Here is a 23,555-nt window from a genome sequence, read left to right as displayed (position 1 = left end):
TTTATTTTACGATTGTAGCATACAAATCAAAATCATCTGCATCGTACACTTTTACCCGATGGAAACTGCCGATTCTCAAGCGGTGATTTTCCACTTTTATCAACACCTCCGGATCGACTTCCGGTGAATCAAACTGTGTACGGCCGATATAGTAATCGCCTTCCTTGCGGTCGATGATTACCTTGAATTCCTGTCCAATCTTGCGATGAGACAAGTCGGCAGAGATTTCCTGCTGCAATTCCATCAATGCATCCAAACGCTGCTGCTTGACTTCCTGCGGAATCTCATCCTTATAATGCTTGGCAGAATAAGTTCCTTCTTCTTCCGAATAAGCAAATGCCCCCATACGGTCAAAACGTGCCGTGCGGACAAATTCCATCAGTTCCTCAAAATCCTGCTCCGTTTCACCTGGATGACCTACCATCAATGTAGTACGTAAATGAATGCCAGGCACTTCCTTACGGAATTTCTCTATCAGCTGATAGGTTTCTGCCTTCGTCACATGGCGACGCATCTTTTGCAGCATGTTATCGCTGATATGCTGCAAGGCAATGTCCATGTACTTACATACATTATCATTTTCACGCATTACGCGGAACAAATCTTCCGGGAAATGAGCGGGATAGGCATAATGCAGACGAATCCATTCCACACCCGGTATATGTGCCATCTGCTCTATCAGCTCCGGCAACATCTGTTTTTTATACAAATCCACTCCGTAATAGGTCAGTTCCTGTGCAATGACCTGAAATTCTTTCACCCCTTCGGAAACCAGCAAGCGCACTTCGTCCAGAATTTCTTCCATAGGACGAGACACATGTTTACCGGTAATGATAGGAATGGCGCAATAAGAACACTTGCGGTCGCAACCTTCTGATATTTTCAGGTATGCATAATGCTTCGGAGTCGTCAGATGACGCTCAATGGCAAATTCAGAATGATAGGCCTTTCCTAAATCGGCCAAAAGTTCATTCCAGTTGAACTTCCCATAGAATTTGTCGACCTGCGGAATTTCCATCTGCAGGTCCTTCAGGTAACGTTCCGACAAACAGCCCATTACATAAAGTTTCTTCAAGCGTCCTTCTTCCTTTGCCTGACAGAACTCCAGAATCATGTTGATAGATTCCTCTTTGGCATCGCCAATAAAGCCACACGTATTGATAACGGCAACTTCTCCCTGCGGATGGTCGCTGTCATGTGTCACCTTGTATCCATTAGCTTCCAGCTGCTTCATCAGCTTTTCGGAATCTACCAGATTTTTCGAGCATCCTAAAGTAATTATATCGATTGTATTCTTTCTCATTTTTCAGTGGTTGAGCCAAACAATGAATCTACGAACTCACGGCGACGGAATATCTGCAGGTCTTCCATACCTTCTCCCAGACCGATGTATCTCACCGGAATCTTAAACTGGTCGGAAATTCCAATCACTACTCCACCCTTGGCTGTTCCGTCAAGTTTGGTGATAGCCATGGCGGTTACTTCTGTAGCCAAAGTAAACTGTTTGGCCTGTTCGAATGCATTCTGCCCGGTAGAGCCGTCCAGTACCAGCAACACTTCATGAGGTGCATCGGGTACCACCTTTTTCATCACGTTCTTGATTTTTGTCAGCTCGTTCATCAAACCAATCTTATTGTGCAAACGTCCTGCCGTATCAATGATTACCACGTCAGCATTATTAGCCTTGGCAGAACTCAGCGTATCAAAAGCTACTGAAGCAGGGTCAGCTCCCATTTTCTGTTTTATTACCGGTACACCCACACGTTCTCCCCAGATGTCAAGCTGTTCTACAGCTGCGGCACGGAAAGTATCTGCGGCACCCAGATAGACCTTTTTCCCGGCTTTTTTAAACTGATAAGCCAGCTTACCGATAGTCGTCGTTTTTCCTACTCCGTTCACGCCTACCACCATAATCACATAAGGAGTCTTATCCTGAGGCACATCAAAATCGGCAGCATCCACCGTATTGTTTTCCATCAGCAACGCCGCAATCTCCTCACGAAGGATATTGTTCAGCTCCTGTGTATTCACATACTTATCCTTTGCCACTCTGGTTTCAATGCGCTTGATAATGTTCAGCGTAGTTTCTACTCCCACATCAGACGTAATAAGCACTTCTTCCAGATTGTCCAGCACCTCGTCATCCACCTTTGATTTTCCAGCCACCGCACGTGCTATTTTTCCAAATACACTTTCTTTGGTCTTAGACAATCCTTTGTCTAATGTTTCTTTTTTTTCCTTTGAGAAAAAACTAAAAAATCCCATACAACTTACTTTTATCAGTTTCTGACACAAAGATATAACTATTCTCGCTTTCACACAAAAAAAGTTCCTTCCATATTTAAATGAAAGGAACTTTTATTTAGCATTTTATATCTCAAAAGATAAATTATTTCTTGAAGAAGTCCTGTACTTTTTCGTTAGGAACCATTTGTTCATCAAAAACGTAAGCACCAGTTTTCGGAGACTTAACCATTTTGATAACCTTAGTATAAGAACGTCCTTCTTTACCTGTCTGAAGGGTTGCGACTGTTTTCTTTGCCATGGTCTGTTATTATTTAATTTCTTTATGAACTGTTACTCTTTTCAAAATCGGATTGTATTTCTTCAACTCCAATCTTTCAGTGGTATTTTTTCTATTCTTAGTTGTAATATAACGAGAAGTTCCCGGCATACCACTATCCTTCATTTCTGTGCATTCAAGGATTACCTGTACTCTGTTTCCTTTAGCTTTCTTAGCCATAGTCTTTCTCTCCTTTTAATTAACCAATAATTTTGATAGTTTTCCAATCACAATAACCTTTTGCTACCGCTTCGTTCAGCGCTGCATCCAGGCCTTTTTTGTTAATAACTCGCAAGCCGTTAGCGCAGATGTTCAGGCTAATCCAGCAATCCTGTTCTACATAGTAGAATTTCTTTGTAAACAAGTTCACATCAAAAGTTCTTTTTGTTCTTCTCTTAGAGTGTGAAACGTTGTTGCCTATCAAGGCTTTCTTTCCGGTAATTTGACAAATTTTCGACATTTCTATCTAGTTTTTATAGTTTTATTCCATGGTTCTCTCAAACGGAGTGCAAAGTAAGTGATTTTATTTTATATAAACAAATCTTTTTCCAATAAATTGAACTTTTACTCCTCTTTTCCCTGATTTTGGCATAATTCCAACAACAATTGGAGGGTTTTTGCCGTTGCAGCCTGAATATTTTTCTCACGGCCTTCATCTTCGGTCAATTTAGCTGTAAGCACCGCATCTTTTGTTCCGGCTGCTACCCAAATCGTACCGACCGGCTTTTCCGGACTTCCTCCGCCAGGACCGGCAATTCCGGATGTAGCCATTGCATAATCCACATCCAAAGCCTTGATGGCACCCTTTACCATTTCCACAACGGTTTCTTCACTTACCGCCCCATGCTGTTCCAGTGTTTCGGCATTTACATATAAATGCGTTTTCTTTACCTCATCTGAGTAGGCAATAACCCCACCTTTATAGAAACGAGAACTACCTGGGATAGCAGTTATGATGGCTGCCACGTTACCAGCCGTACAACTTTCTGCAGTAGCCAATGTATAGCCTTCTCTCCAGAAAATTTCACTTATCTCCTTACTTAGTGTTTTGGTTTCTACTGACATAATCTGTTTTCTCTAAATTGTTACTTAATGGTTACCCGTGAATAAGCGGGTTTGTCTATAGTGCAAAAATCCTTGTCCAAAAACTTATAATATCCCGTAATGGCGATCATGGCCGCATTGTCGGTAGTATACCCGAACTTCGGTATGAAAATGTTCCAGCCATATTTTTTCGCATGTTCACGGAAAGCGTTTCGCAGGCCGTTGTTTGCCGATACTCCTCCGGCTACGGCCACTTCCTTGATGCCTGTATCCTTTACTACCTTACGTAATTTATCCATCAGAATGTCTACAATCGTTTTTTCCAACGAAGCAGCCAAATCCGTCTTATGATGTTCTACGAAATCGGGATCTTCTTTCATCCAGTCTCTGAGCGAGTACAGGAAAGAGGTTTTCAGTCCGCTAAAGCTATAGTCATAGCCCGGGATATGCGGTTTGCTGAATTTAAAGGCTTCCGGATTACCCTGACGCGCCAGCTTGTCGATAATCGGACCACCTGGATAGCCCAGCCCCATCACCTTGGAACACTTGTCGATAGCCTCTCCTGCCGCATCGTCGATAGTCTGTCCCAGCACTTCCATATCATTATACGCATTCACACGGATAATCTGAGAGTTTCCTCCTGAAACCAGCAGGCAGATAAAAGGATATTTAGGCTGTACGTTTTCACCGTCGGGCTCCTGAATAAAGTGCGCCAGCACATGGCCCTGCAAATGATTCACCTCTACCATCGGAATATCCAACGAGCGGGCAAGTCCTTTGGCAAAAGACACTCCTACCAGCAAAGAACCCATCAGACCCGGTCCGCGAGTAAAGGCAATGGCACTCAAATCTTCCTTTGCCACTCCGGCACGTTTCAATGCTTCGTGCACCACCGGAACAATATTCTGCTGATGTGCACGTGAGGCCAGTTCCGGAACCACTCCTCCGTAAGCTTCGTGCACCGCCTGGCTGGCAATCACGCTCGACAGCAATACGCCATCCTTTATCACTGCCGCAGAAGTATCATCACAAGAAGATTCTATTCCTAATATTATTGTACTCATAACATTCTTCTATTATTAATAGGTCAATATTTCAAGTCCCTGCTCCGTCATTACGAAAGTGTGTTCCCACTGTGCGGAAGGAAGCTCATCCTCCGTCACCACGGTCCATCCGTCTTCTTCGTCAATGAAGACTTCCCAGGTTCCCATATTAATCATCGGTTCGATGGTAAACACCATGCCCGGCACAAGCAACATACCTGTACCCTTCTTGCCAAAGTGTTCTACATCCGGTTCTTCGTGGAACTCTACTCCCACACCGTGACCGCACAAATCACGGACCACTGAAAATCCGTTCTTCTTCGCGTGTTTCTCTACGGCATGGCCGATATCTCCCACAAAGCCGAAAGGACGGGCTGCTTCCATACCGACTTCCAGACATTCTTTTGCCACACGCACCAGTTTTTCTTTCTGCGGAGTGGTTTTTCCGATAATGAACATACGTGAAGCGTCGGCATAATAACCGTCCAGAATCGTCGTACAGTCCACATTAATAATGTCGCCTTCTTCCAGAATTTCCTCTTCGCTCGGAATTCCATGGCAAACCACCTCATTGATGGAAGTACAACAGCTCTTCGGAAATCCCTCATACCCCAAGGTTGCCGGAATGGCTCCGTGGTCCCGGGTATACTCATACACCAGCTTGTCTATTTCGGCCGTACTCATTCCAGCGTGGATTTCCTTTTCCACCAGGTCGAGCACTCCCGTATTGATTACGCCGCTACGACGAATTCCTTCAATCTGTTCCGGAGTCTTAATCAACTGGCGAGTCGGAACCAAATGCCCTTTATCCTGATAAAACAGCACTTTCTTGTCCAATTCCGTCAGTTCCGCCCCTTTGGGCACCCTCCAGTTTATCTTATGTCTCTTCATAATCGTCTTTTTTACTTATGTGCAAAGGTATAAGAAAAAAATGGAATAGCGTACGGGAAGCGATATAAAAAACGCTGGAATTTGCAGGCGCATTGTCACATTTCTGTAATATTATCATTAAAACAATTAAGAGAAAAGAAAAACACGCCATTCCAATATTATTTTGTTAGCATAAGATTTGTTACAACAACAAATTTTTATATCTTCGCTCAGCTACTACATTACAATAACTACATTATTTTTGGAATTATGATGAACAAAAACCAAATCGGAACAAATGCGGGTATCGTGTGGAAACTCCTTTCCGACAATGCCCACTGGGAGTACGACAAGCTTAAACACGCATCCGGCCTGTCAGACAGAGACCTGAATGCGGCTATCGGATGGCTGGCCCGTGAAGACAAAATAGATTTTGACATTGACGAGCAGCACGACCGCTTGTTTTTACATGTCAATGTCTATATCGGCTAACACAAAATACCATCAGAGAAAAGGCTCTGGTGGTATTTTGGTTTTATGTCAGACAATCCGGTTCACCGTCACATCGGGAAACTCATGAAGCATCATCAAGAGCAATCCTTCCTCATTCACTCTTTTTGCCCTGATTACCATTGTGATGCGATAGGCTTCATGGTTGTTCTCATACACCTTGTTCATCTCGTAGGAGGTAATCTGAAAATTCTCGGAACTGAACTTGCCGGAAAGGGCTTTCAAGGCCTCGGAATTCTCTGCCGTAAGCTCGATAATCATACTTCGCATTCCTATACTTTTAAAACAGTAGCTGAGAACCTCCAATCCTGCTAATACCAGGAAAGTAGCCAGAATACCTATCATATACATGCCCGACCCTACCGCGAGTCCGATTCCGGCCGTAGTCCACACACCGGCTGCCGTAGTCAGCCCTCGCACCACCTGCTTCTGCAACAGGATAATGGTACCCGCCCCAATAAAACCGATACCACTGACCACCTGGGCAGCCAGACGGCTCGGATCCAGGCGCACCAAATCCTTCTCCAGCACATCCATAAAGCCGTATTGCGACACAATCATCAGCAACGCACTGCCCAGTGCCACCAGGAAATGCGTGCGATAACCCGCCTCCTTTGCCCGGTATTCCCGCTCAAGCCCGATAAGCACCCCCATCAGACCGGCCACAAACAACCTTAAAGAAAAATCTACGTAAATATTCATATACTTCCAGCTAAAAGTTCTTTCCGAAAGATACGAAAAAACATCTGAAAACCCAAGCACACGGACAAGAATACGTATTTGTTTATTCTATGTTTTCCAAAGCGGAGACATACGTTTTCCAACGCAGAAACATACGTTTCCCGTCCGGAAAACATACAGTTTAGCTCTGAGAAACATAGAATACGGACAAACAGTTTCCTCACATCCCCCTGACATTTTCTCTATTACAGAATGTCCAAGTGGTTTCAGGTCAAATTCTTCCGTTTCTTTTCACCACACCTTTTCTTTTCTTACATTTCCGTAGTTTCGTTTTTTTCCGTAATTTTACGCTCGATTTTACAGCATAACTTTATGAAATATAAATTATTAGTATTAGACCTCGACGGAACGCTTACCAACAAGCAGAAAAAGATTACCCCTCACACCAAAGAAACACTGCTCAAGATTCAGGAGCAAGGAGTGAAAATTGTACTGGCCTCGGGAAGACCCACGTACGGCATTGCCCCGCTGGCCGAGCAACTGGAACTGCAAAAATATGAAGGCTACATTCTGGCTTACAACGGCGGAGAAATCATCGACTGGAAAACGAAGGAGCTGATGTACAAGAACCTGCTCGACCACGATGTGCTTCCCTACCTTTACGAATGCGCCAAGAAGAACGACTTTGCCATTGTGACTTACGACGGGGAATACGTACTGACCGAGAAACCGGACGATGAGTATGTGCTCAAAGAGGCGTTGCTCAATGTCATGAAAATAAAGAAGGTAGACAATTTCCTGGATGCCGTGAAACATCCGATTGCCAAATGCCTGATTGTGGGCGAACCGACCCGACTGGCCGAGCTGGAGAAAGAGATGTACGAACATCTGAAGGACCGCATGGGTGTTTTCCGCTCAGAGCCTTACTTCCTGGAACTGGTCCCTAAGGGCATCGACAAGGCCCAGTCGCTGGCCGTTCTCCTGAAGGAAATCGGACTTACCCGTGAGGAAATGATTGCCATCGGCGACGGATTCAACGACCTGTCCATGATTCAATACGCCGGACTGGGTATCGCCATGGCTAATGCACAGGAGGTAGTAAAAGAAAACGCCGACTTCATCACTTTGTCCAATGAAGAAGACGGCGTGGCCTACGCGGCTGAAAAATTTATTCTGTCTTAGGCTTCCGGTCGAAGAACGGATTTTTGGATGATGCACTCACGGGTATGGCGTACACCTGGGTGCATCCATCCAGCCAGTCCAGTTGCTGGGCCGCCAGACCGGCCGAGAACATCACACGCGTATCAACCCGATGGTCGGCCGCTACCGAACAAGCCGAACCGATGGCAATTCCTACATCCACACTATTGATGGCACAGGGCACTCCCTTTTTGCGGTCTCCGCAATGTTCATATCCGCAATGTCCGCAATCCAGCCCCTGCGGAAGCGAGCGCGTACCTATCAGCACCACACACTCTGCCTGGAGAATGTTATCTGCATCGCGCAGGAAAAACTTAAAACCATTGTCTTCGTACATCTGCTTCATCGTATCAGAAAGGATACGGATGTTGCTTTCCGTCACCATGGCCACTTCAATAATGTCTACCCCCTTTCCTTTGGGAGCTGTACGTGCCGCCGTCATCATTTGTTGCGCCACCTGCAACACTTGTTCATGACGGCTGTCTCTTTCATTCAGTATCATATTCCATTAAAGTTAAAAACATACATACAAAAAGGGTTATATCCGAGCTTTTGCCATAAGGCATCAGATGCTCTAAATATAACCCTTTCTCGATAAATCCGCTACGGATTTATTTCTTTTTTCCTTTTTTCAGGTCATTTTCATGAATGGCCTCTTCTACTTGATAAGCCGGAGCATGTTTTTTATGCATACCCTTCGGTTTTTTATTACCGGCAGCTCCCATAGTAAATACCTCCTTTCAATTCCTTAAAAAGGTCAATGTAAAAATGTGATTATTTAAGTATATCCAATTGTTTGAAACACTTAATCAATTTTTCAATAGCGAAGTCCACCTGTTCTTTGGTGTGAGTAGCCATCAATGCAAAACGCACCAGCGTATCCTGAGGAGCACAAGCTGGAGGAATTACCGGATTGATGAACACTCCTTCGTCGAAGGCCAGCTTGGTTACTTCGAAAGTCTTGTCCGTGTCGCGTACGTACAAAGGAATAATCGGACTTTCTGTTTCACCGATTTCAAAGCCTGACTCACGGAAACGTTTCAGAGAGTAGTTGGTGATTTTCCACAAACGTTCCTGACGTTCCGGTTCTGTCTTGAAAATATGGATGGCTTCTCTTGCTGCAGCCGTAGCAGCCGGTGTGTTACTTGCCTGGAATATATAAGAGCGGGCATTGTGGCGCAACCAGTTGATTACGTCCTTGTCACCTGCCACGAAACCACCGATAGAAGCGAGTGATTTACTGAATGTACCCATAATCAGGTCGATGTCTTCCGTTACGCCGAAATGGTCGCACACGCCTCGTCCCTGTCTTCCAAACACACCCAGACCATGTGCTTCGTCCACGTAGATGCTGGCATTGTATTTCTTCTTCAGGCGAACGATTTCCGGCAAGTTAGCCAAATCACCTTCCATAGAGAACACGCTATCCACCACAATCAGTTTGATGGCATCCGGTTCACACTTCTGGAGCTCTTTTTCCAGGGCATCCATGTCGTTGTGTTTATACTTCAGCTGGGTAGCAAAAGAAAGACGACGTCCGTCCACGATAGAAGCATGGTCACGGTCATCACAAATGATGTAATCGCCACGTCCGGCCAACTGAGGAATCACACCTTCATTAACCGTAAATCCGGTAGAGAAACACAATGCTTCATCTTTACCGACGAACTCTGCAAGTTCTTTTTCAAGTTCTACATGAATATCCAGCGTTCCATTCAACAGACGAGAACCCGCGCATCCTGTACCATATTTGCGAGTAGCAGCAATAGCCGCGTCGATGATTCTCTGATCATGAGTCAGACCCATATAGGAATTTGAACCGAACATCAATACTTTCTTTCCGTCCATCATTACCTCTGTATCCTGGGCACTGTCTATTTCACGAAAGTACGGATAGACACCTCTTTCCATGTACATCTGAGGTACTCTGAATTTACTTAATTTTTCTTGTAATAATCCCATATTCTAATATCTGGTAAGCATCCCAGCTTACATTAAACTTCATTACTTTTGCAACCGTTTCGTTACATCATTTTCATTAAGAACGTGCAAAGATACAAAAAACTCAAAATTCCGACACGAATCCCTGAAAAAAAATAACAAGAACGTCAATTATAGGGGCAATTTACCCTAAACTATGAAAGATAATATTATTTTTGTACTCCCAAATTTTAAGGAAACAGGTTTATGGAGACAAAAAAGCGAATCACCTTTGTGGTAAACCCCATATCCGGCACTCACGGAAAGGAATTCATCCTACGACTTATTGAAAAAGAACTGAATCATTCTATATATGATTATTCTATCCGGAAAACGGAATATGCAGGTCACGCTTCCGAGATAGCCGCACACGCCGCCGCCGAACATACGGACATCGTAGTGGCCATCGGCGGAGACGGTACCATCAATGAGATAGGACGGGCGCTTATCCATACCAATACCGCGATGGGGATTATTCCATGCGGTTCGGGAAACGGACTTGCACGCCATCTGCATATACCTATGGAACCGAAAGGGGCCATCAATGTGCTCAATGCTGGAAATGTGAAGACGATAGACTACGGTATCATTGACAACCACCCCTTCTTCTGTACATGCGGAGTGGGATTCGATGCCTTCGTAAGCCTGAAATTTGCCGATTCCGGGAAAAGAGGTCTGCTGACCTACCTGGAAAATACCCTGCACGAAAGCCTGACGTATGAACCGGAAACGTACGAAATAGAGAACTCTACAGGTACCGTACGCTACAAGGCATTCCTGATAGCCTGTGCCAATGCATCGCAATATGGCAACAATGCCTACATCGCCCCGCAAGCCTCGCTGACCGACGGCATGATGGACATCACGGTGCTGGAGCCGTTTACCGTGCTGGATGTACCTTCTCTTTCATTCCAGTTGTTCAACCGGACACTCGACCAGAACAGCCGTATCAAAACGATGAAGGACAAGAGCATCATCATACACCGTGCAAAGGAGGGGGTGTTCCATTTTGACGGAGACCCGATGATGGGCGGAAAAGACCTGAAGGTGGAAATCATTCACCAGGGGCTACACGTTATCGCGCCGATACGTCCCAAACAGATGCCTTCTCCCCCGCTGAACATTCTCCAGCACTTCACCGACTTTATCGGACGACGTCCCATCACTTCGGCCATTGCCCAGAAGCACAAGCAACTCCTGATGCTGAACCATCACATCCTGAGACGCTTGTCGAAGAAATAATCATTTCATCTTACAAGGCCAGATAGAAATCTCTGGCCAGTTCACTAAACTCCGGTGTATAGACATGACGCTCCGTCTCGATGGGAAGGTGCGTGATTTCCGTCTGCGCACAAGGATGCTTCACGAACGCCATCAGCACACGCTTGGCGGGCAATTCCTGGCGGGGATGCACCCAGGTCTGCCGCAAAAGATGCAAACCTTTCCCGAGGGCTAAAGCCACAAAATCGGCCGATGCCGTAGCCGGAAGTACCACCGAAAAACTACCTTTTTCGGACAACAAAACCGAGACTTTCGATAACAAAGCGTAAAAGTCCAGTTCATCGGTATGCCGGGCCGTATTTCTCTGTGCCTGAGGGCATTTCACGGACTCCACAAAATACGGAGGATTCGACACGATGGCATCAAAACACCCGTTCCATTCTTCCGGTGCCTTCCGTATATCAAGCCGCTCTACCTCCATCCGGTCAGACCAGGGCGTACGGGCCACGTTTTCACGGGCCTGCTCCACGGCCGCTTCGTCAATATCAACTGCGGTTACAAAGGCATCCGGATTCCGCTGGGCCAACATCAAGGCAATCAATCCGCTTCCGGTACCAATGTCAAGCACCTTCCGTGCCCCGTCCACTTGCGCCCATGCGCCGACCAGCACGCCGTCGGTGCCTACCTTCATGGCACACTTATCATGAAAAACTACAAATTGCTTGAATTGAAAATATGGATTTGGCATAACTTATGTCTAAAAATTTACGCCAAAAATAGTGAAATCCCCATAGAAAACGCTTCAACCTGCCATTATTTTACATAATAAAAGAGGTATTTGACACAAATAGTTTCCAAATTACATGCGGAATGATTAACTTTGTGCCGTTTTTGAGTAATAAAAAAGCTTCTTAATTCAGAAGAGAAAACAAGTATGGTAAAAAAGACAAAAAACAACGAGATTCTGGTAAGTGCAGAAGGTAATGACATTCCGATGATGGCAGAAATTGAAACGCTTCCGGTGGACAATGCAACGGATGACCTCACGGGAGAACTGCCCGTCATGCCCCTGCGCAACCTTATGATATTTCCCTCTATTGTCATGCCCGTCAGCGTAGGCCGGCAACCCACATTGAAATTAGTCAACCAGGCATTTCAGAGCAAAGAGCCTATCATCATTACCACGCAGAAGGTGAGTGAGGTAGACTCGCCCAAGCAGAAGGATTTGTTCCCCATTGCGGTAATCGGCAAGGTGCTCCGGGTGTTCGAAATGCCGGGAGGAACCATTACGGCCATCCTTCAGGCTACGGGTCCGAAGGTACAACTGGAAGAAATCACTTCTACCCGCCCCTTCCTGAAGGGTAAGGTTTCGGTGATTGAAGAGGACATGAAGGACGAGAAATCCGATGAGTTCAAGACACTGATTGACACTTGCAAGGAGTTGAGTGCCAAGGTAATTGAATTGTCCGATGAAATTTCGCCCGACACTTCTTTCGCCTTGAAGAACCTGGACAACAACGAGGTACTGGTCAACTTCATTTCCGGCAATTTCCCCTTCCCTATCAACGAGAAGTACGAATTGCTTCAAACGAACAACCTGAAAGACCGGTTGTACCGCCTTATCCAGTTGCTGAACAAGTACATCCAGCTGGCCACTCTGAAACAGAGCATCCAGATGCGTACGCGTGAGGAACTCGACCGCCAGCAACGTGAGTACTTCCTCCAGCAACAAATCAAGAACATTCAGGATGAACTGGGCAACGGACAGGATGACGAAATTGACGAACTTCGCAAGAAGGGAGAAAAGAAACGCTGGAAACCGGAAGTAAAAGAGACTTTTGGGCGTGAGCTGTCCAAACTGGAACGTATCAACCCGCAATCGCCCGACTATAACGTGCAACTGACTTATCTTCAGACATTGCTCTCACTTCCGTGGGGCGTGTATACACAGGATGTCATCGACATTCCGAATGCCAAGAAGATACTCGATAAGGAGCATTACGGACTGGAGAAGGTGAAAGAACGTATTCTGGAGCACCTGGCCGTGCTGAAGCTGAAAGGTGACCTGAAGTCGCCGATCATCTGCCTCTACGGTCCTCCGGGAGTAGGAAAGACTTCTTTGGGACGTTCCATCGCCACGGCTCTGAAACGGAAATACGTGCGTATGTCACTGGGTGGCGTGCACGATGAAGCCGAAATCCGCGGTCACCGCAAGACGTACATCGGTGCCATGCCGGGACGTATCATCAAGAGCCTGATCAAAGCGGAAACATCGAATCCGGTCATCATTCTGGATGAGATTGATAAGTTGAGCAGCGATAGCCACGGCGACCCGAGTTCGGCCATGCTGGAAGTGCTCGACCCGGAACAGAACAACACGTTCCACGACAATTACGTTGACATTGACTACGACTTGTCGAACATCATGTTCATCGCTACGGCCAACAACCTGGGTACCATCCCATCGCCGTTGCTCGACCGTATGGAGCTGATTGAAGTGAGCGGTTACATCACCGAAGAGAAGATTGAAATCGCCCGCCGTCACCTCATTCCGAAAGAGATGGAGAAGAACGGACTGAAGAAGGAACACGTGAAGTTCAGCAAGGCGGCCATTGAATACATCATCGAGAACTATACCCGTGAAAGCGGTGTGCGTGAACTGGAAAAGAAAATCAGCAAGGTGATGCGTAAAATCGCACTGGAAATTGCCAGCGATGAGTTTACCGGCACACATGAGCTGAAGCCGAAAGACATCGAGAAGTTCCTCGGCGCACAGGAATATTCCCGCGACAAATACCAGGGCAACGAATATGCCGGCGTAGTGACGGGACTGGCCTGGACGGCCGTAGGCGGTGAGATTCTGTTCGTAGAAACCAGCCTGAGCCGTGGAAAGGGACAACTGACCCTGACCGGTAACCTGGGCTCGGTAATGAAGGAATCGGCCATGCTGGCACTGGAGTACCTGAAAGCACATAGCCACCTGCTGGATTTGCCCGAAGGTATCTTCGACAACTGGAACATCCATATCCACGTACCGGAAGGAGCTATTCCGAAAGACGGACCTTCTGCCGGTATCACCATGGTTACTTCATTGGCTTCTGCACTTACCCAGCGCAAGGTGAAAGCCAACCTGGCCATGACGGGCGAAATCACCCTTCGCGGAAAGGTACTTCCCGTAGGCGGTATCCGGGAGAAAATCCTGGCGGCCAAACGTGCCGGCATCAAGGACATCATCCTGTGCGAGGAAAACCGCAAGGACATCAATGAAATCCAGCCGATGTACCTCACCGGAATGACTTTCCACTACGTGAAGGACATCAAGGAGGTGCTCCGCCTGGCACTGACCGACGAGAAGGTGGCCGATGCCATCGACTTTACCATCAAAGAAGATAAAAACAAAGAAAACCCTGCACAATGAAATTTGAATTACAATATACGGACCCCAAATCGAATGCCCGCGCTGGTCTGATTACAACAGACCACGGGCAGATTGAGACCCCTATCTTCATGCCGGTGGGCACACTGGGTACGGTGAAAGGCGTGCATCTTCACGAGCTGAAGAACGACATCAAGGCTCAGATTATCCTGGGAAACACGTACCACCTCTACCTGCGTCCCGGACTGGACATCATCGAGGGGGCTGGCGGACTCCATAAGTTCAACGGATTCGACCGTCCGATGCTGACCGATAGCGGCGGCTTCCAGGTATTTTCTCTTTCTGGCATCCGCAAGTTGCGCGAAGAGGGCGTGGAGTTCCGCTCGCACATTGACGGCTCAAAACACTTGTTCACTCCCGAACGGGTGATGGACATCGAGCGTACCATCGGTGCCGACATCATGATGGCTTTCGACGAGTGCGCCCCCGGTACTTCCGACTACAACTATGCCAAGAAGTCCATGGAACTGACTCACCGCTGGCTGGACAGATGTTGTGCCCGCTTCAACGAAACGGAGCCCAAGTACGGCTACAACCAGTCACTCTTCCCCATCGTGCAGGGATGCGTATATCCTGACTTGCGCCGCCAGTCAGCCGAATATATCGCCTCAAAGAATGCCGACGGTAACGCCATCGGCGGACTGGCCGTGGGTGAACCTACCGAGAAGATGTACGAGATGATTGAGGTGGTCAACGAGATTCTGCCTAAGGACAAGCCCCGCTACCTGATGGGTGTAGGTACTCCGGTCAACATCCTGGAAGGCATCGAACGCGGTGTGGACATGTTCGATTGCGTGATGCCGACCCGTAACGGACGAAACGGCATGCTCTTTACCAAAGACGGTATCATGAACATGCGCAACAAAAAATGGGAGAACGACTACTCGCCCATCGAAGCCGACGGAGCATCTTACGTAGACACGATGTACAGCCGTGCCTACCTGCGCCACCTGTTCCACGCACAGGAACTGCTGGCCATGCAGATTGCCTCCATCCACAACCTGGCCTTCTACCTCTGGCTCGTAGGCGAAGCCCGCAAGCACATCATCGCCGGCGATTTCTCTACCTGGAAACCGGCCATGGTGAAACGTTTATCTACCCGATTGTAATTGTAGTTTACGACGATAAATATGAAACACAATGTGTTCCAGTTGTTCCGTTCCTACCTGCAAGCCGGAAAGGAACAACTGAAAAATTTAAAAGGAAACCCGTTCAAGAAGAAATGGTTGAAACGGCTGGACAGGTACATCATCGTGAAGTTCCTGGGCACCTACTTTTTTGCCATCGCCCTGATTATCTCCATCGCCGTGGTGTTCGACATCAATGAAAACATTGACGACTTCATCAACAACAAGGCGCCTATCAGTGCCATCATCTTCGACTATTACCTGAACTTCATTCCTTACTACACGAACCTCTTCAGTCCGTTGTTCGTATTCATTGCCGTGATTTTCTTCACGTCGAAGCTGGCAGAGAACTCCGAGATTATCGCCATGTTCTCCACCGGAATGAGTTTCAAGCGCCTGATGGTGCCCTACATGATTTCGGCCGCCATCATCGCACTGGTCACCTACGTGCTGAGTACCGAGGTGATTCCTACCGGTAGCGTCACCCGACTGAAGTTTGAGCAAGTGTACAAGAACAAGAAGCGGGCAGACTACGTGCGCAATATCCAGCTGGAGGTAGATACAGGTGTCATTGCCTACATGGAGCGCTACGAAGACTACAACAAGACGGCTTACCGCTTCTCGCTCGACAAGTTTGAAGACCACAAGCTGGTATCGCACCTCACGGCCCGCCGTATTACGTACGACACCACCACCGTGCACCGCTGGATTATCAAGGACTACATGATCCGTGAGATGAAGGGCATGCGTGAAACCATCACCCGGGGCGACCGTCTGGACTCCATCATCAACATGGAGCCGCAGGACTTCCTCATCACGCGCGGCCAGCAGGAAACGATGACCAGTCCCCAGCTACGGGAGTACATCGACAAGCAGAAGCAACGAGGCTTCGCCAACATCAAGGTGTTCGAAGTGGAATACTACCGGCGCATCGCCACCTCGTTTGCGGCCTTTATCCTGACGGTCATCGGGCTCTCGCTTTCGTCACAAAAACGGAAAGGAGGTATGGGACTTCACCTGGGAATCGGTATCGCACTGAGCTTCTCCTACATCCTGTTCCAGACCATCTCGTCCACCTTCGCCATCAACGGAAACGCGCATCCGAACCTGGCCGTGTGGATTCCGAACATCCTGTATCTGTTCATTGCGATTTATCTCTACCGCAAGGCACCGAAATAAAAAGAAAATCTCCTCACAAATCACCACGATTCATGGATTTGTGAGGAGATTCTGTATTATAACGATTCAATCGCTTCTATTGAATGAAATTATTTACCTGACTCTGCGGATTAAGAGGAGTCTGATCCGATAAGACCAACGTTTTAATCATGTGCTTTGTTCCTTGTTTATATTTCTGAAAATGCTCCGACGCAATATGTGATTTATAAGCCTGCTCACTTGCATAGGTTTCAAGAATCGTAACCTTACACGGATTTTCCTTTTCGGCAACGGCATACATGGTCAATACCCCCGGTTCAGTACGTAATGAAATCTCACCCACTTCCACCGCATATTGCATATATTCCTTTATAAACTCCGGATACACTTCTATTTTCGATAACCTCACAATACCATCGGGCGACATCGGAAGTTTGGCACACATGCCGGGCTTTTTGTCTAAGTTCAAACACTTGCCGATTATTTCTCCCGTAGCAAGATACGAGTACGTCGGAAACTCAAACAACACAGGTTTCAATCGGGTATAATCCAGTTTCCCATCTTGACCGAGCACTTCTGGAGCTGCATAGGTATTAGCTATGGAACAAATAAAATTGTCAAATCCCTCGGTTTCATAAATATCCACCACATCACATTCCATGGTTAATGGTGATTTGTCAATAACCGGAGTACCATTCTCTCCAAAATGATAGTCAAACACCGTCGATTTATCCACCGAATTTCCACTTACACTTCCCACATAATCAGCCGCAGGCAACATTTCACGGCTCACAAGGTTTACAGACAATTTCTTTGACCTCCTTATTCCCTGATTGGTATAATGATGTTTACTCATACTCAGAAGAATACGGTCATGCCCAATAATTCCAGTATGTCCCACTACAAGCCAGTTTACTTTTTCATTGACTACCGCCCCAACCACCGTCATCGGTTTGGGATAAAGCGCCAGTACCGAACCTAAATTTTTCTTTTCCATATCCGTTTCATTTTGCAATATCACACTTTCTTCATTCCTCGTGCTACAGGAGCACACAAGGAACAACAAACATACATACTGAATAAATTTTAGCATAGCATTCTTATTATTTCTGTTACTTATCAATCTGACTCTCGGTAAACGGATCGGCACGATGCCCCATAAGGTCTATTTGTGAATATTCCCTGTCAAATTCCTCCATCTCGTAAGCCGTAAGCCGCACATGAGCTGCTCCCAAGAAATCATCGAGGTGGTTCGGATTCGTTGTGCCTGGGATGGGAGCAATCCATGACTTACGCGAAAGCATCCACACCAAGGCAAACTGGGCAGGAGTAATATTCTTTCGCTCTGCCCATTTACACACAAGTGACACAAGCGGCATATTATGCTTCAAGGCTTCAGGGGTGAATTGCGGCAATGTGGCCCGCCGGTCGGGTTTCTCAAAACGGCTTTCCTCATGAATCACTCCCGTAAGAAAGGCCCTTCCCAACGGACAATATGGAACAAAACCAATGCCCAGTTCTTCCAGCGTAGGGAATATTTTGGTCTCCGGTTCGCGCCACCAGATGGCATACTCGCTCTGTACGGCCGAAAGCGGACAAACGGCATGTGCCCGACGAATAGAACGCGCACTGGCTTCCGATAATCCCCAGTGCAAGACTTTTCCTTCCTGCATAAGTTTCTTTACCGTGTCTGCTACCTCCTCCATCGGCACCTTCGGGTCCACACGGTGCTGATAAAGCAAGTCTATGTGATCCGTACGCAAGCGTCGCAATGAACCTTCCACTGCCCGGCAAATATGGTCAGGCCGGCTATTCAAGGCTGTGGGTTGCTTCTCTTCCACCCCGAAACCAAACTTCGTACCGATTTTTACTTTGTCACGAAAAGGAGCAAGTGCCTCGCCTACCCACTCTTCACTGGTGTAAGGGCCGTACACCTCTGCCGTATCGAAAAAAGTAACTCCCTGATCATAAGCCCGACGAATCAAGGCAATCATATCCTTCTTTTCATACCGTCCACCATAGTAGCCCACCATGGGAAGACAGCCCAGCCCGATAGCCGATACATCCAGTCCGCCCAGATTGCGATGTTCCATATCTCCACGTACAGACTGCCCCTTACCATCCGATGACTGGGAGAAAACCTTCGATACACCGGTCCATGCACATACCGCGGAAAAGGCGGCTACAGACGACATCTTCAAAAAATCTCTTCTATCCATAATCTGAATCTTTTTTACGAGCCACTACGGCTCAACAACTCTCGTAAAATTTCCATTTCGTTATCCGTCAGGCGGAAAGGGAGGCTTTCCTTTTCAGGCACGGGAATCCCGGTTTCCTGCACTAAAAAACATTGCATCACTCTTTCCGTAGTCGTGCGATAACGGTCGGCCATGAAGCAGACCACTTCATCCTTGTATAAATTGGCGGGAATGTCTATTGGTTTATCCATCTTTCTTGTTTTCTTGATACGGCAAAATTACCCCTGCACGGGCAGAAGAGCGTAACAATACCACGGAAGGTCGTACCGTTTTTACGGATTTTGCCTGCTCACGTGCGGCCAATTGGCTGAGATAATGTATTTTTGTGAAGGGACATCCCGACGAAAACAAAAGAATGGTTATGAGCAAGATTTTGAAAATAAGGAATGTAGGAGACTATAGCCAGTGGGTGGGACACACGGACACACATCCGCTGGTCAGCGTCATTGACTATGCAGAAGTGTCTCCCGTACGCCATTGCCTGAACAACTATAGTGTGTATGGCATCTTCTTTCACGACGAGGCGAACATCGACCTGGCCTACGGTTGCGGCAAATACGACTACAAGGAAGGAACCGTCATTTGCGTGGCTCCCGGACAGATAGGGGGAAAGGAGGACAACGGCGAGCTGGTCAACCTGACGGGATGGGCCTTGCTCTTCCACCCCGATTTGTTGCAGGGCACGGCACTGGAGAAGCATATCAGGGAATATTCATTTTTCGACTACCGCGTGAATGAAGCCCTGCACATGACCGACGAGGAGCACGACATCCTCGTGTCGCTGATGCGCCAGATAAAAGATGAGCTACAGAAAAAGCACGACGCGCTTCAGGATGCCATCCTCGTGGGTTACATCGAACTGATGCTGAACTTCTGCCAGCGTTTCTACAACCGCCAGTTCATCACCCGCAAGCTGGTCAACTCGGACATGCTCATGAAGTTCGACCAGCTCCTGCGCGATTACTACGAAGAGAAAATCCAGCTTACCTCGGGCATGCCCACCGTGCAATACTGTGCCGACAAACTATGCATGTCGGCCAACTATTTCGGCGACCTTATCAAGAAGATGACCGGGGACACGGCCAGTAACTACATCCGCCAGGACCTCATCCAGCGAGTGAAGAACGAGCTCGCCAGCGGGGCAAGCATCTCGCAGGTAGCCTACGAATTAGGCTTTGAATACCCCCAGCACCTGAGCCGTATGTTCAAGAAGTTCTGCGGATATACCCCGACCGACTACCTCAGACAGATACAGAAAAAGCCCGGCTGCTGAACCCGTCAGCCACCAGGCTATTTCTCCTTCAGGTGTCAGTCACCGGCTATTTCACCACTATCCACACACCCTCTCCGCGTGCCTTCGCTTCCACGATTTTCCGTTTCAGGCGATACACCCAGAGACGGGAATCAAGCAACAAGCCGGGTTTCCGGCGGCATCCCACGAGGATGCATCCTGCGGTGTCGTGCACCGAGTTGCCTGCATGAATGCGGATGCCTTCGAACAAGGGAACGTGAAGGAGCAGCGGAAGCCACTCGCCAAACCTGGGCGAACGGGTGATGACCACCGGATAGCGGCCTTCGGGAATGGCCGTACGTCCTTCCACCTTGCGCCCCCGGTGTCCCCACCCTACGTCGCGCCAGGTAGGTTCCAGTGTATCACAGAACGGAGTTCCGTCTATCTCTATCCGCCCTTCCGTATAATCCTTGTTTTTACATACACGAGTCAGTATCAGTTCCATAAGCTATAATCTCTTTTTAAGCGTTTGATTTATCGGGCTTAACCACCTTCCCATCCTTGCGGTATTTAAGCTTTGAGTAATTGTCATTTGTCACAATTGTCACGTAACGCCGGTGCACCCACTGGCGGAGCATGCCGTGTACCCCTTCCGCATCCATGCCCTCCGACTGGCGCACACGTATGGCGTCGGCCAGCGAGAACTCGTCGGGGAGCAGCTCCAGCAAGTTGCGCCGCCCCGGTGTGCGGGCATCCGCACCCCCTCCCTGCGCTTCCTCGATAGCGGCTCCGAAAAACTCCATCTTGCACCACATATCATACTGAAGGCTCCAGCGCACAAAATCCTCTATGGTCTTGTCCCAGCGGTAGCCCGAGGCCACGAAAAGCACGCAGGCCTTGAGCCAGGCAATGACGTTGGCACGGAACGACAGATTTTCGTACACCCGGCTTTGCGAAAGGCGGGCAAACTCGGCATTCTCCTCGCGAAGCTTCGCGGCCAGACGATAGGCCTGCGGACAATCTACCCTGCCGTGTGCCTTCGTCAGGTTCTCGATGAAGGGACGGAGCTGCTCGTCGAACGAAGCGTCGTACGTGCCATACACGGGCATGTCTGCCCCGATTTCCCGCTCGGGGATAGTGCAGAAGTTGATGCGCGACACAGGTCCGTCGGTCAGCACCCGCGAGAAATAACGCTTGCCCTTCTGAATGGTGGTGGCCGCATTCCAGTTAAAGCGGATGGTCACCTTCTCGGTCACACTCTGCGTGCCCACACGCGTCTGCCCGTAACGGTTGCCCGGATCGAACGCCAGACACATAATCTGGAACTGCTGGCCTCCCCGTCCGCTTCCACGAAGCGCGTCGAACTGGTCAATCTCGTTCAGTTTCGTATAGAGGAAATGCCCCTCCGCCTCGGCGGTACGCATCACGAAGGCCGGATTCGTCATGTCCGCATCGATTTCCTGAATCACCAGTCCCTCGGGACGCTGGCGCTTGTCCTTGTTGGCTCCCTTCGAGTTCACCTCCTTCTTCCATTCCCGCTCACGGCGCAGGTTCTCCTCGTCGCGCAGGCGGATGTCGGCCATGATACGGTTGATAGGTTCCGAGATACAATCTTTTCCGGCACCCGTTCCGGCCATGAGCACGTTCATCAGCGTAGCCTCGTGCTCCACATTGTCGATGTAGCGGAACCTCACCTTCCAGAGGTGGGCGGCCAGCGAGGGAAACACGGCATGCGCCACGGCCGGACGGTAGATTTCGGGCGTGCGGCTTACGAGCAGACGGATGAGCGGCGGAAGCTTGCGGGGCATGGGCGGCGGAACGGACTTGCCGGAGTGGACCTCCGTTTCGGTGTGCATCCTTTCCTGTTCCTCCTGACGGAGCACGTCTTTCATCAGGCGAGGCATGGAGCAGAACTTCGACGTGCAGGCCGAATGGATGAGTGCCCGCATTTCCTCCTCGTCGAGCCCGTAGCGGGGCATGATGCGCAGAAGGAGCGATTCGTCGTTGTCGGTAATGTAACGCAGGTGAGAAGCCAGGCGGTGAAGGCGGTCGTTGCGCTCACCCGCCACGGGCTCCCCTCCCGTCAGGCGGAACCAGCGGGCGATGAGGTCGGCATAAGGGATGCCCTTGAACGAGAGCTCATCTACGGAATTGCCCGCCGGATTACGGGCGGAAGATATGCTTCCAATGTCCGCTTCTTCGTGGGATTTCGCTTTCTGCACTTCCCGCTCACGAAACAATTCCGCTTCGTCCAGGTAAAGGATGTAGTCGGCAGGCACGGCAAACGAGCTCCGCGCATAGTCCTTCACGCACTGGTCGTAGGTGCCGTCGTCCAGCTGATGCGACATCCAGCGCTGGGCTTCCTCCAGCCCCATGCCCGGTGGGATGACAAAAAACAGGCGGAGTCCTTCGGTAGAAGGTGTGACGTGGGCCAGCACGATGCCCAGCTCGCGAACCCGTGCGGCCACGTGCTCGCGGAAAAATTCGCGCGGGGCAGGGATATGGTCCACATCGTACATCGACAGACCGCTGGGCACGGCATCGGAGTTCAGGCGACGTCCGCCAGGAAACGTGGCATGAGGGGTAAAGATGGGAAGCTGCTTCTTGCGTTCACTTTTCAGGGTATCGAAATCTTCCGGTGCCATTTCGCCGCGCCGCATCGCCTCAAGTGCATCGGCTATCTCGGCACATATCCTGCCCACCAGCGGCGAGTGGACTACCTGGTGGAAGAGCTCGGGGGTACATACGCGCACCACCCGGCTTCTGACATTGTTGCTTATTCCAAACATATAATGATTTGAGTTTATGAATTAAAAAATAATGTAGCTTACCATCCGAAAGTATCATTGAACGTATCGAGCGCACTATCCACAAAATCGCTTGCTTGGCGGCTTTCATCGGTAATAGCATCAGAGGGCACAACGCCCGCTTCGTCAAGACCAATACTAAGAGTAAGCCGGACCCGTTCGCCTCCCACCGAAGCCCTTCCGTGGCGCAACTTAATGTACTTCGTACCCGGCGCAGGAGCCTGGCGTACATGTTCATTGAAATTACCTTCTGTAGGGCTTACCAGTCCGATAGTGCCCTGAATACGGCCGTGTCCGGCCAAAAGACGCCGATAAACGGTATCTGAAATCTGTAAATTAATCGTCATAAAATTCCTGGTTTATGGGTGAAGAGAGAAAGAAGGCGGCCGCCAGTCTCATGAGTTTCTCCCGTCTCCGCAACCCGGT

At 48.7% G+C, this 23,555-nt stretch carries 25 protein-coding genes; 7 read left to right on the top strand and 18 right to left on the bottom strand.

Going from position 1 to position 23,555, the window contains the following annotated elements:
• Position 1: 1 nt before the first annotated feature.
• The 8 genes from rimO to map form a co-directional block, all read right to left on the bottom strand.
• Positions 2 to 1,303, bottom strand: a complete 1,302-nt coding sequence (gene rimO, locus DXD04_RS05755) for a 30S ribosomal protein S12 methylthiotransferase RimO (RefSeq protein WP_117671643.1) — start codon at positions 1,301 to 1,303, stop codon at positions 2 to 4.
• Positions 1,300 to 2,265: a signal recognition particle-docking protein FtsY gene (ftsY, locus tag DXD04_RS05750; RefSeq protein WP_117671641.1), complete on the bottom strand. Its 966-nt coding sequence runs from the start codon at positions 2,263 to 2,265 to the stop codon at positions 1,300 to 1,302. The genes rimO and ftsY overlap by 4 nt, the downstream gene beginning before the upstream one ends.
• Positions 2,266 to 2,389: 124 nt before the next feature.
• Complete coding sequence (locus DXD04_RS05745) at positions 2,390 to 2,545, bottom strand: DUF4295 domain-containing protein (protein WP_007558249.1); 156 nt, start codon at positions 2,543 to 2,545, stop codon at positions 2,390 to 2,392.
• A 9-nt stretch (positions 2,546 to 2,554) separates the two neighbouring features.
• Positions 2,555 to 2,743: a 50S ribosomal protein L33 gene (rpmG, locus tag DXD04_RS05740; protein WP_005841291.1), complete on the bottom strand. Its 189-nt coding sequence runs from the start codon at positions 2,741 to 2,743 to the stop codon at positions 2,555 to 2,557.
• 19 nt (positions 2,744 to 2,762) lie between these two features.
• The gene (gene rpmB, locus DXD04_RS05735) at positions 2,763 to 3,023 is read right to left on the bottom strand and encodes a 50S ribosomal protein L28 (RefSeq protein ID WP_007558239.1); all 261 of its coding nucleotides are present in this window, start codon (positions 3,021 to 3,023) and stop codon (positions 2,763 to 2,765) included.
• Positions 3,024 to 3,127: 104 nt separating this feature from the next.
• Complete coding sequence (locus DXD04_RS05730; RefSeq protein WP_117671639.1) at positions 3,128 to 3,628, bottom strand: CinA family protein; 501 nt, start codon at positions 3,626 to 3,628, stop codon at positions 3,128 to 3,130.
• A 20-nt stretch (positions 3,629 to 3,648) separates the two neighbouring features.
• Positions 3,649 to 4,671, bottom strand: coding sequence for a tRNA (adenosine(37)-N6)-threonylcarbamoyltransferase complex transferase subunit TsaD (tsaD, locus tag DXD04_RS05725; protein ID WP_022053950.1), 1,023 nt, complete (start codon positions 4,669 to 4,671; stop codon positions 3,649 to 3,651).
• Between the two features lie 15 nt (positions 4,672 to 4,686).
• A complete protein-coding gene (map, locus tag DXD04_RS05720) occupies positions 4,687 to 5,541 on the bottom strand; it encodes a type I methionyl aminopeptidase (protein ID WP_007558235.1) in 855 nt (284 codons plus the stop codon).
• 252 nt (positions 5,542 to 5,793) lie between these two features.
• Here map and DXD04_RS05715 point away from each other — a divergent pair, with 252 nt between their 5' ends.
• Positions 5,794 to 6,012 (top strand): winged helix-turn-helix domain-containing protein, encoded by a 219-nt coding sequence (locus tag DXD04_RS05715; RefSeq protein WP_040312359.1) that lies wholly within the window; start codon positions 5,794 to 5,796, stop codon positions 6,010 to 6,012.
• A 48-nt stretch (positions 6,013 to 6,060) separates the two neighbouring features.
• Here the strand turns inward: DXD04_RS05715 and DXD04_RS05710 are convergent, their stop codons facing one another.
• Positions 6,061 to 6,732 carry an MgtC/SapB family protein gene (locus DXD04_RS05710; RefSeq protein ID WP_007558233.1) on the bottom strand — a complete coding sequence of 224 codons (672 nt, stop codon included), beginning with the start codon at positions 6,730 to 6,732 and terminating at the stop codon, positions 6,061 to 6,063.
• 351 nt (positions 6,733 to 7,083) lie between these two features.
• On the opposite strand from DXD04_RS05710, the gene DXD04_RS05705 reads away from it, so the two are divergent.
• Positions 7,084 to 7,893, top strand: a complete 810-nt coding sequence (locus tag DXD04_RS05705; protein WP_117671637.1) for a Cof-type HAD-IIB family hydrolase — start codon at positions 7,084 to 7,086, stop codon at positions 7,891 to 7,893.
• Here DXD04_RS05705 and DXD04_RS05700 read toward each other — a convergent pair.
• Complete coding sequence (locus DXD04_RS05700; RefSeq protein ID WP_007558229.1) at positions 7,880 to 8,413, bottom strand: ferredoxin domain-containing protein; 534 nt, start codon at positions 8,411 to 8,413, stop codon at positions 7,880 to 7,882. The two genes, DXD04_RS05705 and DXD04_RS05700, sit on opposite strands and share 14 nt — an antisense overlap.
• Positions 8,414 to 8,685: 272 nt before the next feature.
• Positions 8,686 to 9,873, bottom strand: a complete 1,188-nt coding sequence (gene spt / locus DXD04_RS05695; RefSeq protein WP_117671635.1) for a serine palmitoyltransferase — start codon at positions 9,871 to 9,873, stop codon at positions 8,686 to 8,688.
• A gap of 225 nt (positions 9,874 to 10,098) precedes the next feature.
• Between spt and DXD04_RS05690 the strand changes: the two genes are divergently transcribed.
• Positions 10,099 to 11,133 carry a diacylglycerol/lipid kinase family protein gene (locus DXD04_RS05690; protein WP_117671633.1) on the top strand — a complete coding sequence of 345 codons (1,035 nt, stop codon included), beginning with the start codon at positions 10,099 to 10,101 and terminating at the stop codon, positions 11,131 to 11,133.
• Positions 11,134 to 11,143: 10 nt separating this feature from the next.
• On the opposite strand, the gene DXD04_RS05685 is transcribed toward DXD04_RS05690, so the two are convergent.
• A complete protein-coding gene (locus DXD04_RS05685) occupies positions 11,144 to 11,860 on the bottom strand; it encodes a tRNA1(Val) (adenine(37)-N6)-methyltransferase (protein ID WP_117671631.1) in 717 nt (238 codons plus the stop codon).
• Positions 11,861 to 12,046: 186 nt separating this feature from the next.
• On the opposite strand from DXD04_RS05685, the gene lon reads away from it, so the two are divergent.
• The 3 genes from lon to DXD04_RS05670 are packed head-to-tail and all read left to right on the top strand — an operon-like array spanning position 12,047 to position 16,854.
• Positions 12,047 to 14,530: an endopeptidase La gene (lon, locus tag DXD04_RS05680; RefSeq protein WP_117671629.1), complete on the top strand. Its 2,484-nt coding sequence runs from the start codon at positions 12,047 to 12,049 to the stop codon at positions 14,528 to 14,530.
• Complete coding sequence (gene tgt, locus DXD04_RS05675; RefSeq protein ID WP_022053960.1) at positions 14,527 to 15,657, top strand: tRNA guanosine(34) transglycosylase Tgt; 1,131 nt, start codon at positions 14,527 to 14,529, stop codon at positions 15,655 to 15,657. The genes lon and tgt overlap by 4 nt, the downstream gene beginning before the upstream one ends.
• 21 nt (positions 15,658 to 15,678) lie before the next feature.
• Complete coding sequence (locus tag DXD04_RS05670; RefSeq protein ID WP_117671627.1) at positions 15,679 to 16,854, top strand: LptF/LptG family permease; 1,176 nt, start codon at positions 15,679 to 15,681, stop codon at positions 16,852 to 16,854.
• Between the two features lie 76 nt (positions 16,855 to 16,930).
• On the opposite strand, the gene DXD04_RS05665 is transcribed toward DXD04_RS05670, so the two are convergent.
• Genes DXD04_RS05665 through DXD04_RS05655 form a run of 3 tightly spaced genes read right to left on the bottom strand, consistent with a single transcriptional unit; the run spans position 16,931 to position 19,282 of the window.
• Entirely contained in the window at positions 16,931 to 17,926 is a 996-nt protein-coding gene (locus DXD04_RS05665) for a flavin reductase (RefSeq protein ID WP_117671678.1), read from the bottom strand.
• Between the two features lie 19 nt (positions 17,927 to 17,945).
• The gene (locus DXD04_RS05660) at positions 17,946 to 19,052 is read right to left on the bottom strand and encodes an aldo/keto reductase (RefSeq protein ID WP_117671625.1); all 1,107 of its coding nucleotides are present in this window, start codon (positions 19,050 to 19,052) and stop codon (positions 17,946 to 17,948) included.
• Between the two features lie 14 nt (positions 19,053 to 19,066).
• Complete coding sequence (locus tag DXD04_RS05655; RefSeq protein ID WP_117671623.1) at positions 19,067 to 19,282, bottom strand: hypothetical protein; 216 nt, start codon at positions 19,280 to 19,282, stop codon at positions 19,067 to 19,069.
• Between the two features lie 170 nt (positions 19,283 to 19,452).
• Here DXD04_RS05655 and DXD04_RS05650 point away from each other — a divergent pair, with 170 nt between their 5' ends.
• A complete protein-coding gene (locus tag DXD04_RS05650) occupies positions 19,453 to 20,364 on the top strand; it encodes a helix-turn-helix domain-containing protein (RefSeq protein WP_117671621.1) in 912 nt (303 codons plus the stop codon).
• A 46-nt stretch (positions 20,365 to 20,410) separates the two neighbouring features.
• Here DXD04_RS05650 and DXD04_RS05645 read toward each other — a convergent pair whose 3' ends face one another.
• The 3 genes from DXD04_RS05645 to DXD04_RS05635 are packed head-to-tail and all read right to left on the bottom strand — an operon-like array spanning position 20,411 to position 23,476.
• Positions 20,411 to 20,827 (bottom strand): DUF5675 family protein, encoded by a 417-nt coding sequence (locus tag DXD04_RS05645; RefSeq protein WP_117671619.1) that lies wholly within the window; start codon positions 20,825 to 20,827, stop codon positions 20,411 to 20,413.
• 16 nt (positions 20,828 to 20,843) lie between these two features.
• Positions 20,844 to 23,111 (bottom strand): BT4734/BF3469 family protein, encoded by a 2,268-nt coding sequence (locus DXD04_RS05640; protein ID WP_117671617.1) that lies wholly within the window; start codon positions 23,109 to 23,111, stop codon positions 20,844 to 20,846.
• Positions 23,112 to 23,149: 38 nt separating this feature from the next.
• Entirely contained in the window at positions 23,150 to 23,476 is a 327-nt protein-coding gene (locus DXD04_RS05635; RefSeq protein ID WP_117671615.1) for a hypothetical protein, read from the bottom strand.
• Positions 23,477 to 23,555: the final 79 nt, after the last annotated feature.

Source organism: Phocaeicola plebeius, from assembly GCF_003437535.1.
Taxonomy (GTDB): domain Bacteria; phylum Bacteroidota; class Bacteroidia; order Bacteroidales; family Bacteroidaceae; genus Phocaeicola; species Phocaeicola plebeius_A.
Note: the sequence above shows the minus strand (reverse complement) of the source record. Positions and strands in the feature narration are given on the sequence as shown.

What these genes read in the sequence shown, in the direction of transcription:
- DXD04_RS05670 (WP_117671627.1), top strand. Translation starts at nt 15,679, where the DNA reads ATGAAACACAATGTGTTCCAGTTGTTCCGTTCCTACCTGCAAGCCGGA.
- DXD04_RS05745 (WP_007558249.1), bottom strand. Translation starts at nt 2,545, where the DNA reads ATGGCAAAGAAAACAGTCGCAACCCTTCAGACAGGTAAAGAAGGACGT.
- map (WP_007558235.1), bottom strand. Translation starts at nt 5,541, where the DNA reads ATGAAGAGACATAAGATAAACTGGAGGGTGCCCAAAGGGGCGGAACTG.
- spt (WP_117671635.1), bottom strand. Translation starts at nt 9,873, where the DNA reads ATGGGATTATTACAAGAAAAATTAAGTAAATTCAGAGTACCTCAGATG.
- DXD04_RS05650 (WP_117671621.1), top strand. Translation starts at nt 19,453, where the DNA reads ATGAGCAAGATTTTGAAAATAAGGAATGTAGGAGACTATAGCCAGTGG.
- DXD04_RS05655 (WP_117671623.1), bottom strand. Translation starts at nt 19,282, where the DNA reads ATGGATAAACCAATAGACATTCCCGCCAATTTATACAAGGATGAAGTG.
- DXD04_RS05640 (WP_117671617.1), bottom strand. Translation starts at nt 23,111, where the DNA reads ATGTTTGGAATAAGCAACAATGTCAGAAGCCGGGTGGTGCGCGTATGT.
- DXD04_RS05635 (WP_117671615.1), bottom strand. Translation starts at nt 23,476, where the DNA reads ATGACGATTAATTTACAGATTTCAGATACCGTTTATCGGCGTCTTTTG.
- DXD04_RS05715 (WP_040312359.1), top strand. Translation starts at nt 5,794, where the DNA reads ATGAACAAAAACCAAATCGGAACAAATGCGGGTATCGTGTGGAAACTC.
- DXD04_RS05690 (WP_117671633.1), top strand. Translation starts at nt 10,099, where the DNA reads ATGGAGACAAAAAAGCGAATCACCTTTGTGGTAAACCCCATATCCGGC.
- tgt (WP_022053960.1), top strand. Translation starts at nt 14,527, where the DNA reads ATGAAATTTGAATTACAATATACGGACCCCAAATCGAATGCCCGCGCT.
- rpmG (WP_005841291.1), bottom strand. Translation starts at nt 2,743, where the DNA reads ATGGCTAAGAAAGCTAAAGGAAACAGAGTACAGGTAATCCTTGAATGC.
- DXD04_RS05700 (WP_007558229.1), bottom strand. Translation starts at nt 8,413, where the DNA reads ATGATACTGAATGAAAGAGACAGCCGTCATGAACAAGTGTTGCAGGTG.
- DXD04_RS05685 (WP_117671631.1), bottom strand. Translation starts at nt 11,860, where the DNA reads ATGCCAAATCCATATTTTCAATTCAAGCAATTTGTAGTTTTTCATGAT.
- DXD04_RS05710 (WP_007558233.1), bottom strand. Translation starts at nt 6,732, where the DNA reads ATGAATATTTACGTAGATTTTTCTTTAAGGTTGTTTGTGGCCGGTCTG.
- rpmB (WP_007558239.1), bottom strand. Translation starts at nt 3,023, where the DNA reads ATGTCGAAAATTTGTCAAATTACCGGAAAGAAAGCCTTGATAGGCAAC.
- DXD04_RS05705 (WP_117671637.1), top strand. Translation starts at nt 7,084, where the DNA reads ATGAAATATAAATTATTAGTATTAGACCTCGACGGAACGCTTACCAAC.
- rimO (WP_117671643.1), bottom strand. Translation starts at nt 1,303, where the DNA reads ATGAGAAAGAATACAATCGATATAATTACTTTAGGATGCTCGAAAAAT.
- DXD04_RS05730 (WP_117671639.1), bottom strand. Translation starts at nt 3,628, where the DNA reads ATGTCAGTAGAAACCAAAACACTAAGTAAGGAGATAAGTGAAATTTTC.
- DXD04_RS05645 (WP_117671619.1), bottom strand. Translation starts at nt 20,827, where the DNA reads ATGGAACTGATACTGACTCGTGTATGTAAAAACAAGGATTATACGGAA.
- DXD04_RS05665 (WP_117671678.1), bottom strand. Translation starts at nt 17,926, where the DNA reads ATGCTAAAATTTATTCAGTATGTATGTTTGTTGTTCCTTGTGTGCTCC.
- tsaD (WP_022053950.1), bottom strand. Translation starts at nt 4,671, where the DNA reads ATGAGTACAATAATATTAGGAATAGAATCTTCTTGTGATGATACTTCT.
- lon (WP_117671629.1), top strand. Translation starts at nt 12,047, where the DNA reads ATGGTAAAAAAGACAAAAAACAACGAGATTCTGGTAAGTGCAGAAGGT.
- DXD04_RS05660 (WP_117671625.1), bottom strand. Translation starts at nt 19,052, where the DNA reads ATGGATAGAAGAGATTTTTTGAAGATGTCGTCTGTAGCCGCCTTTTCC.
- ftsY (WP_117671641.1), bottom strand. Translation starts at nt 2,265, where the DNA reads ATGGGATTTTTTAGTTTTTTCTCAAAGGAAAAAAAAGAAACATTAGAC.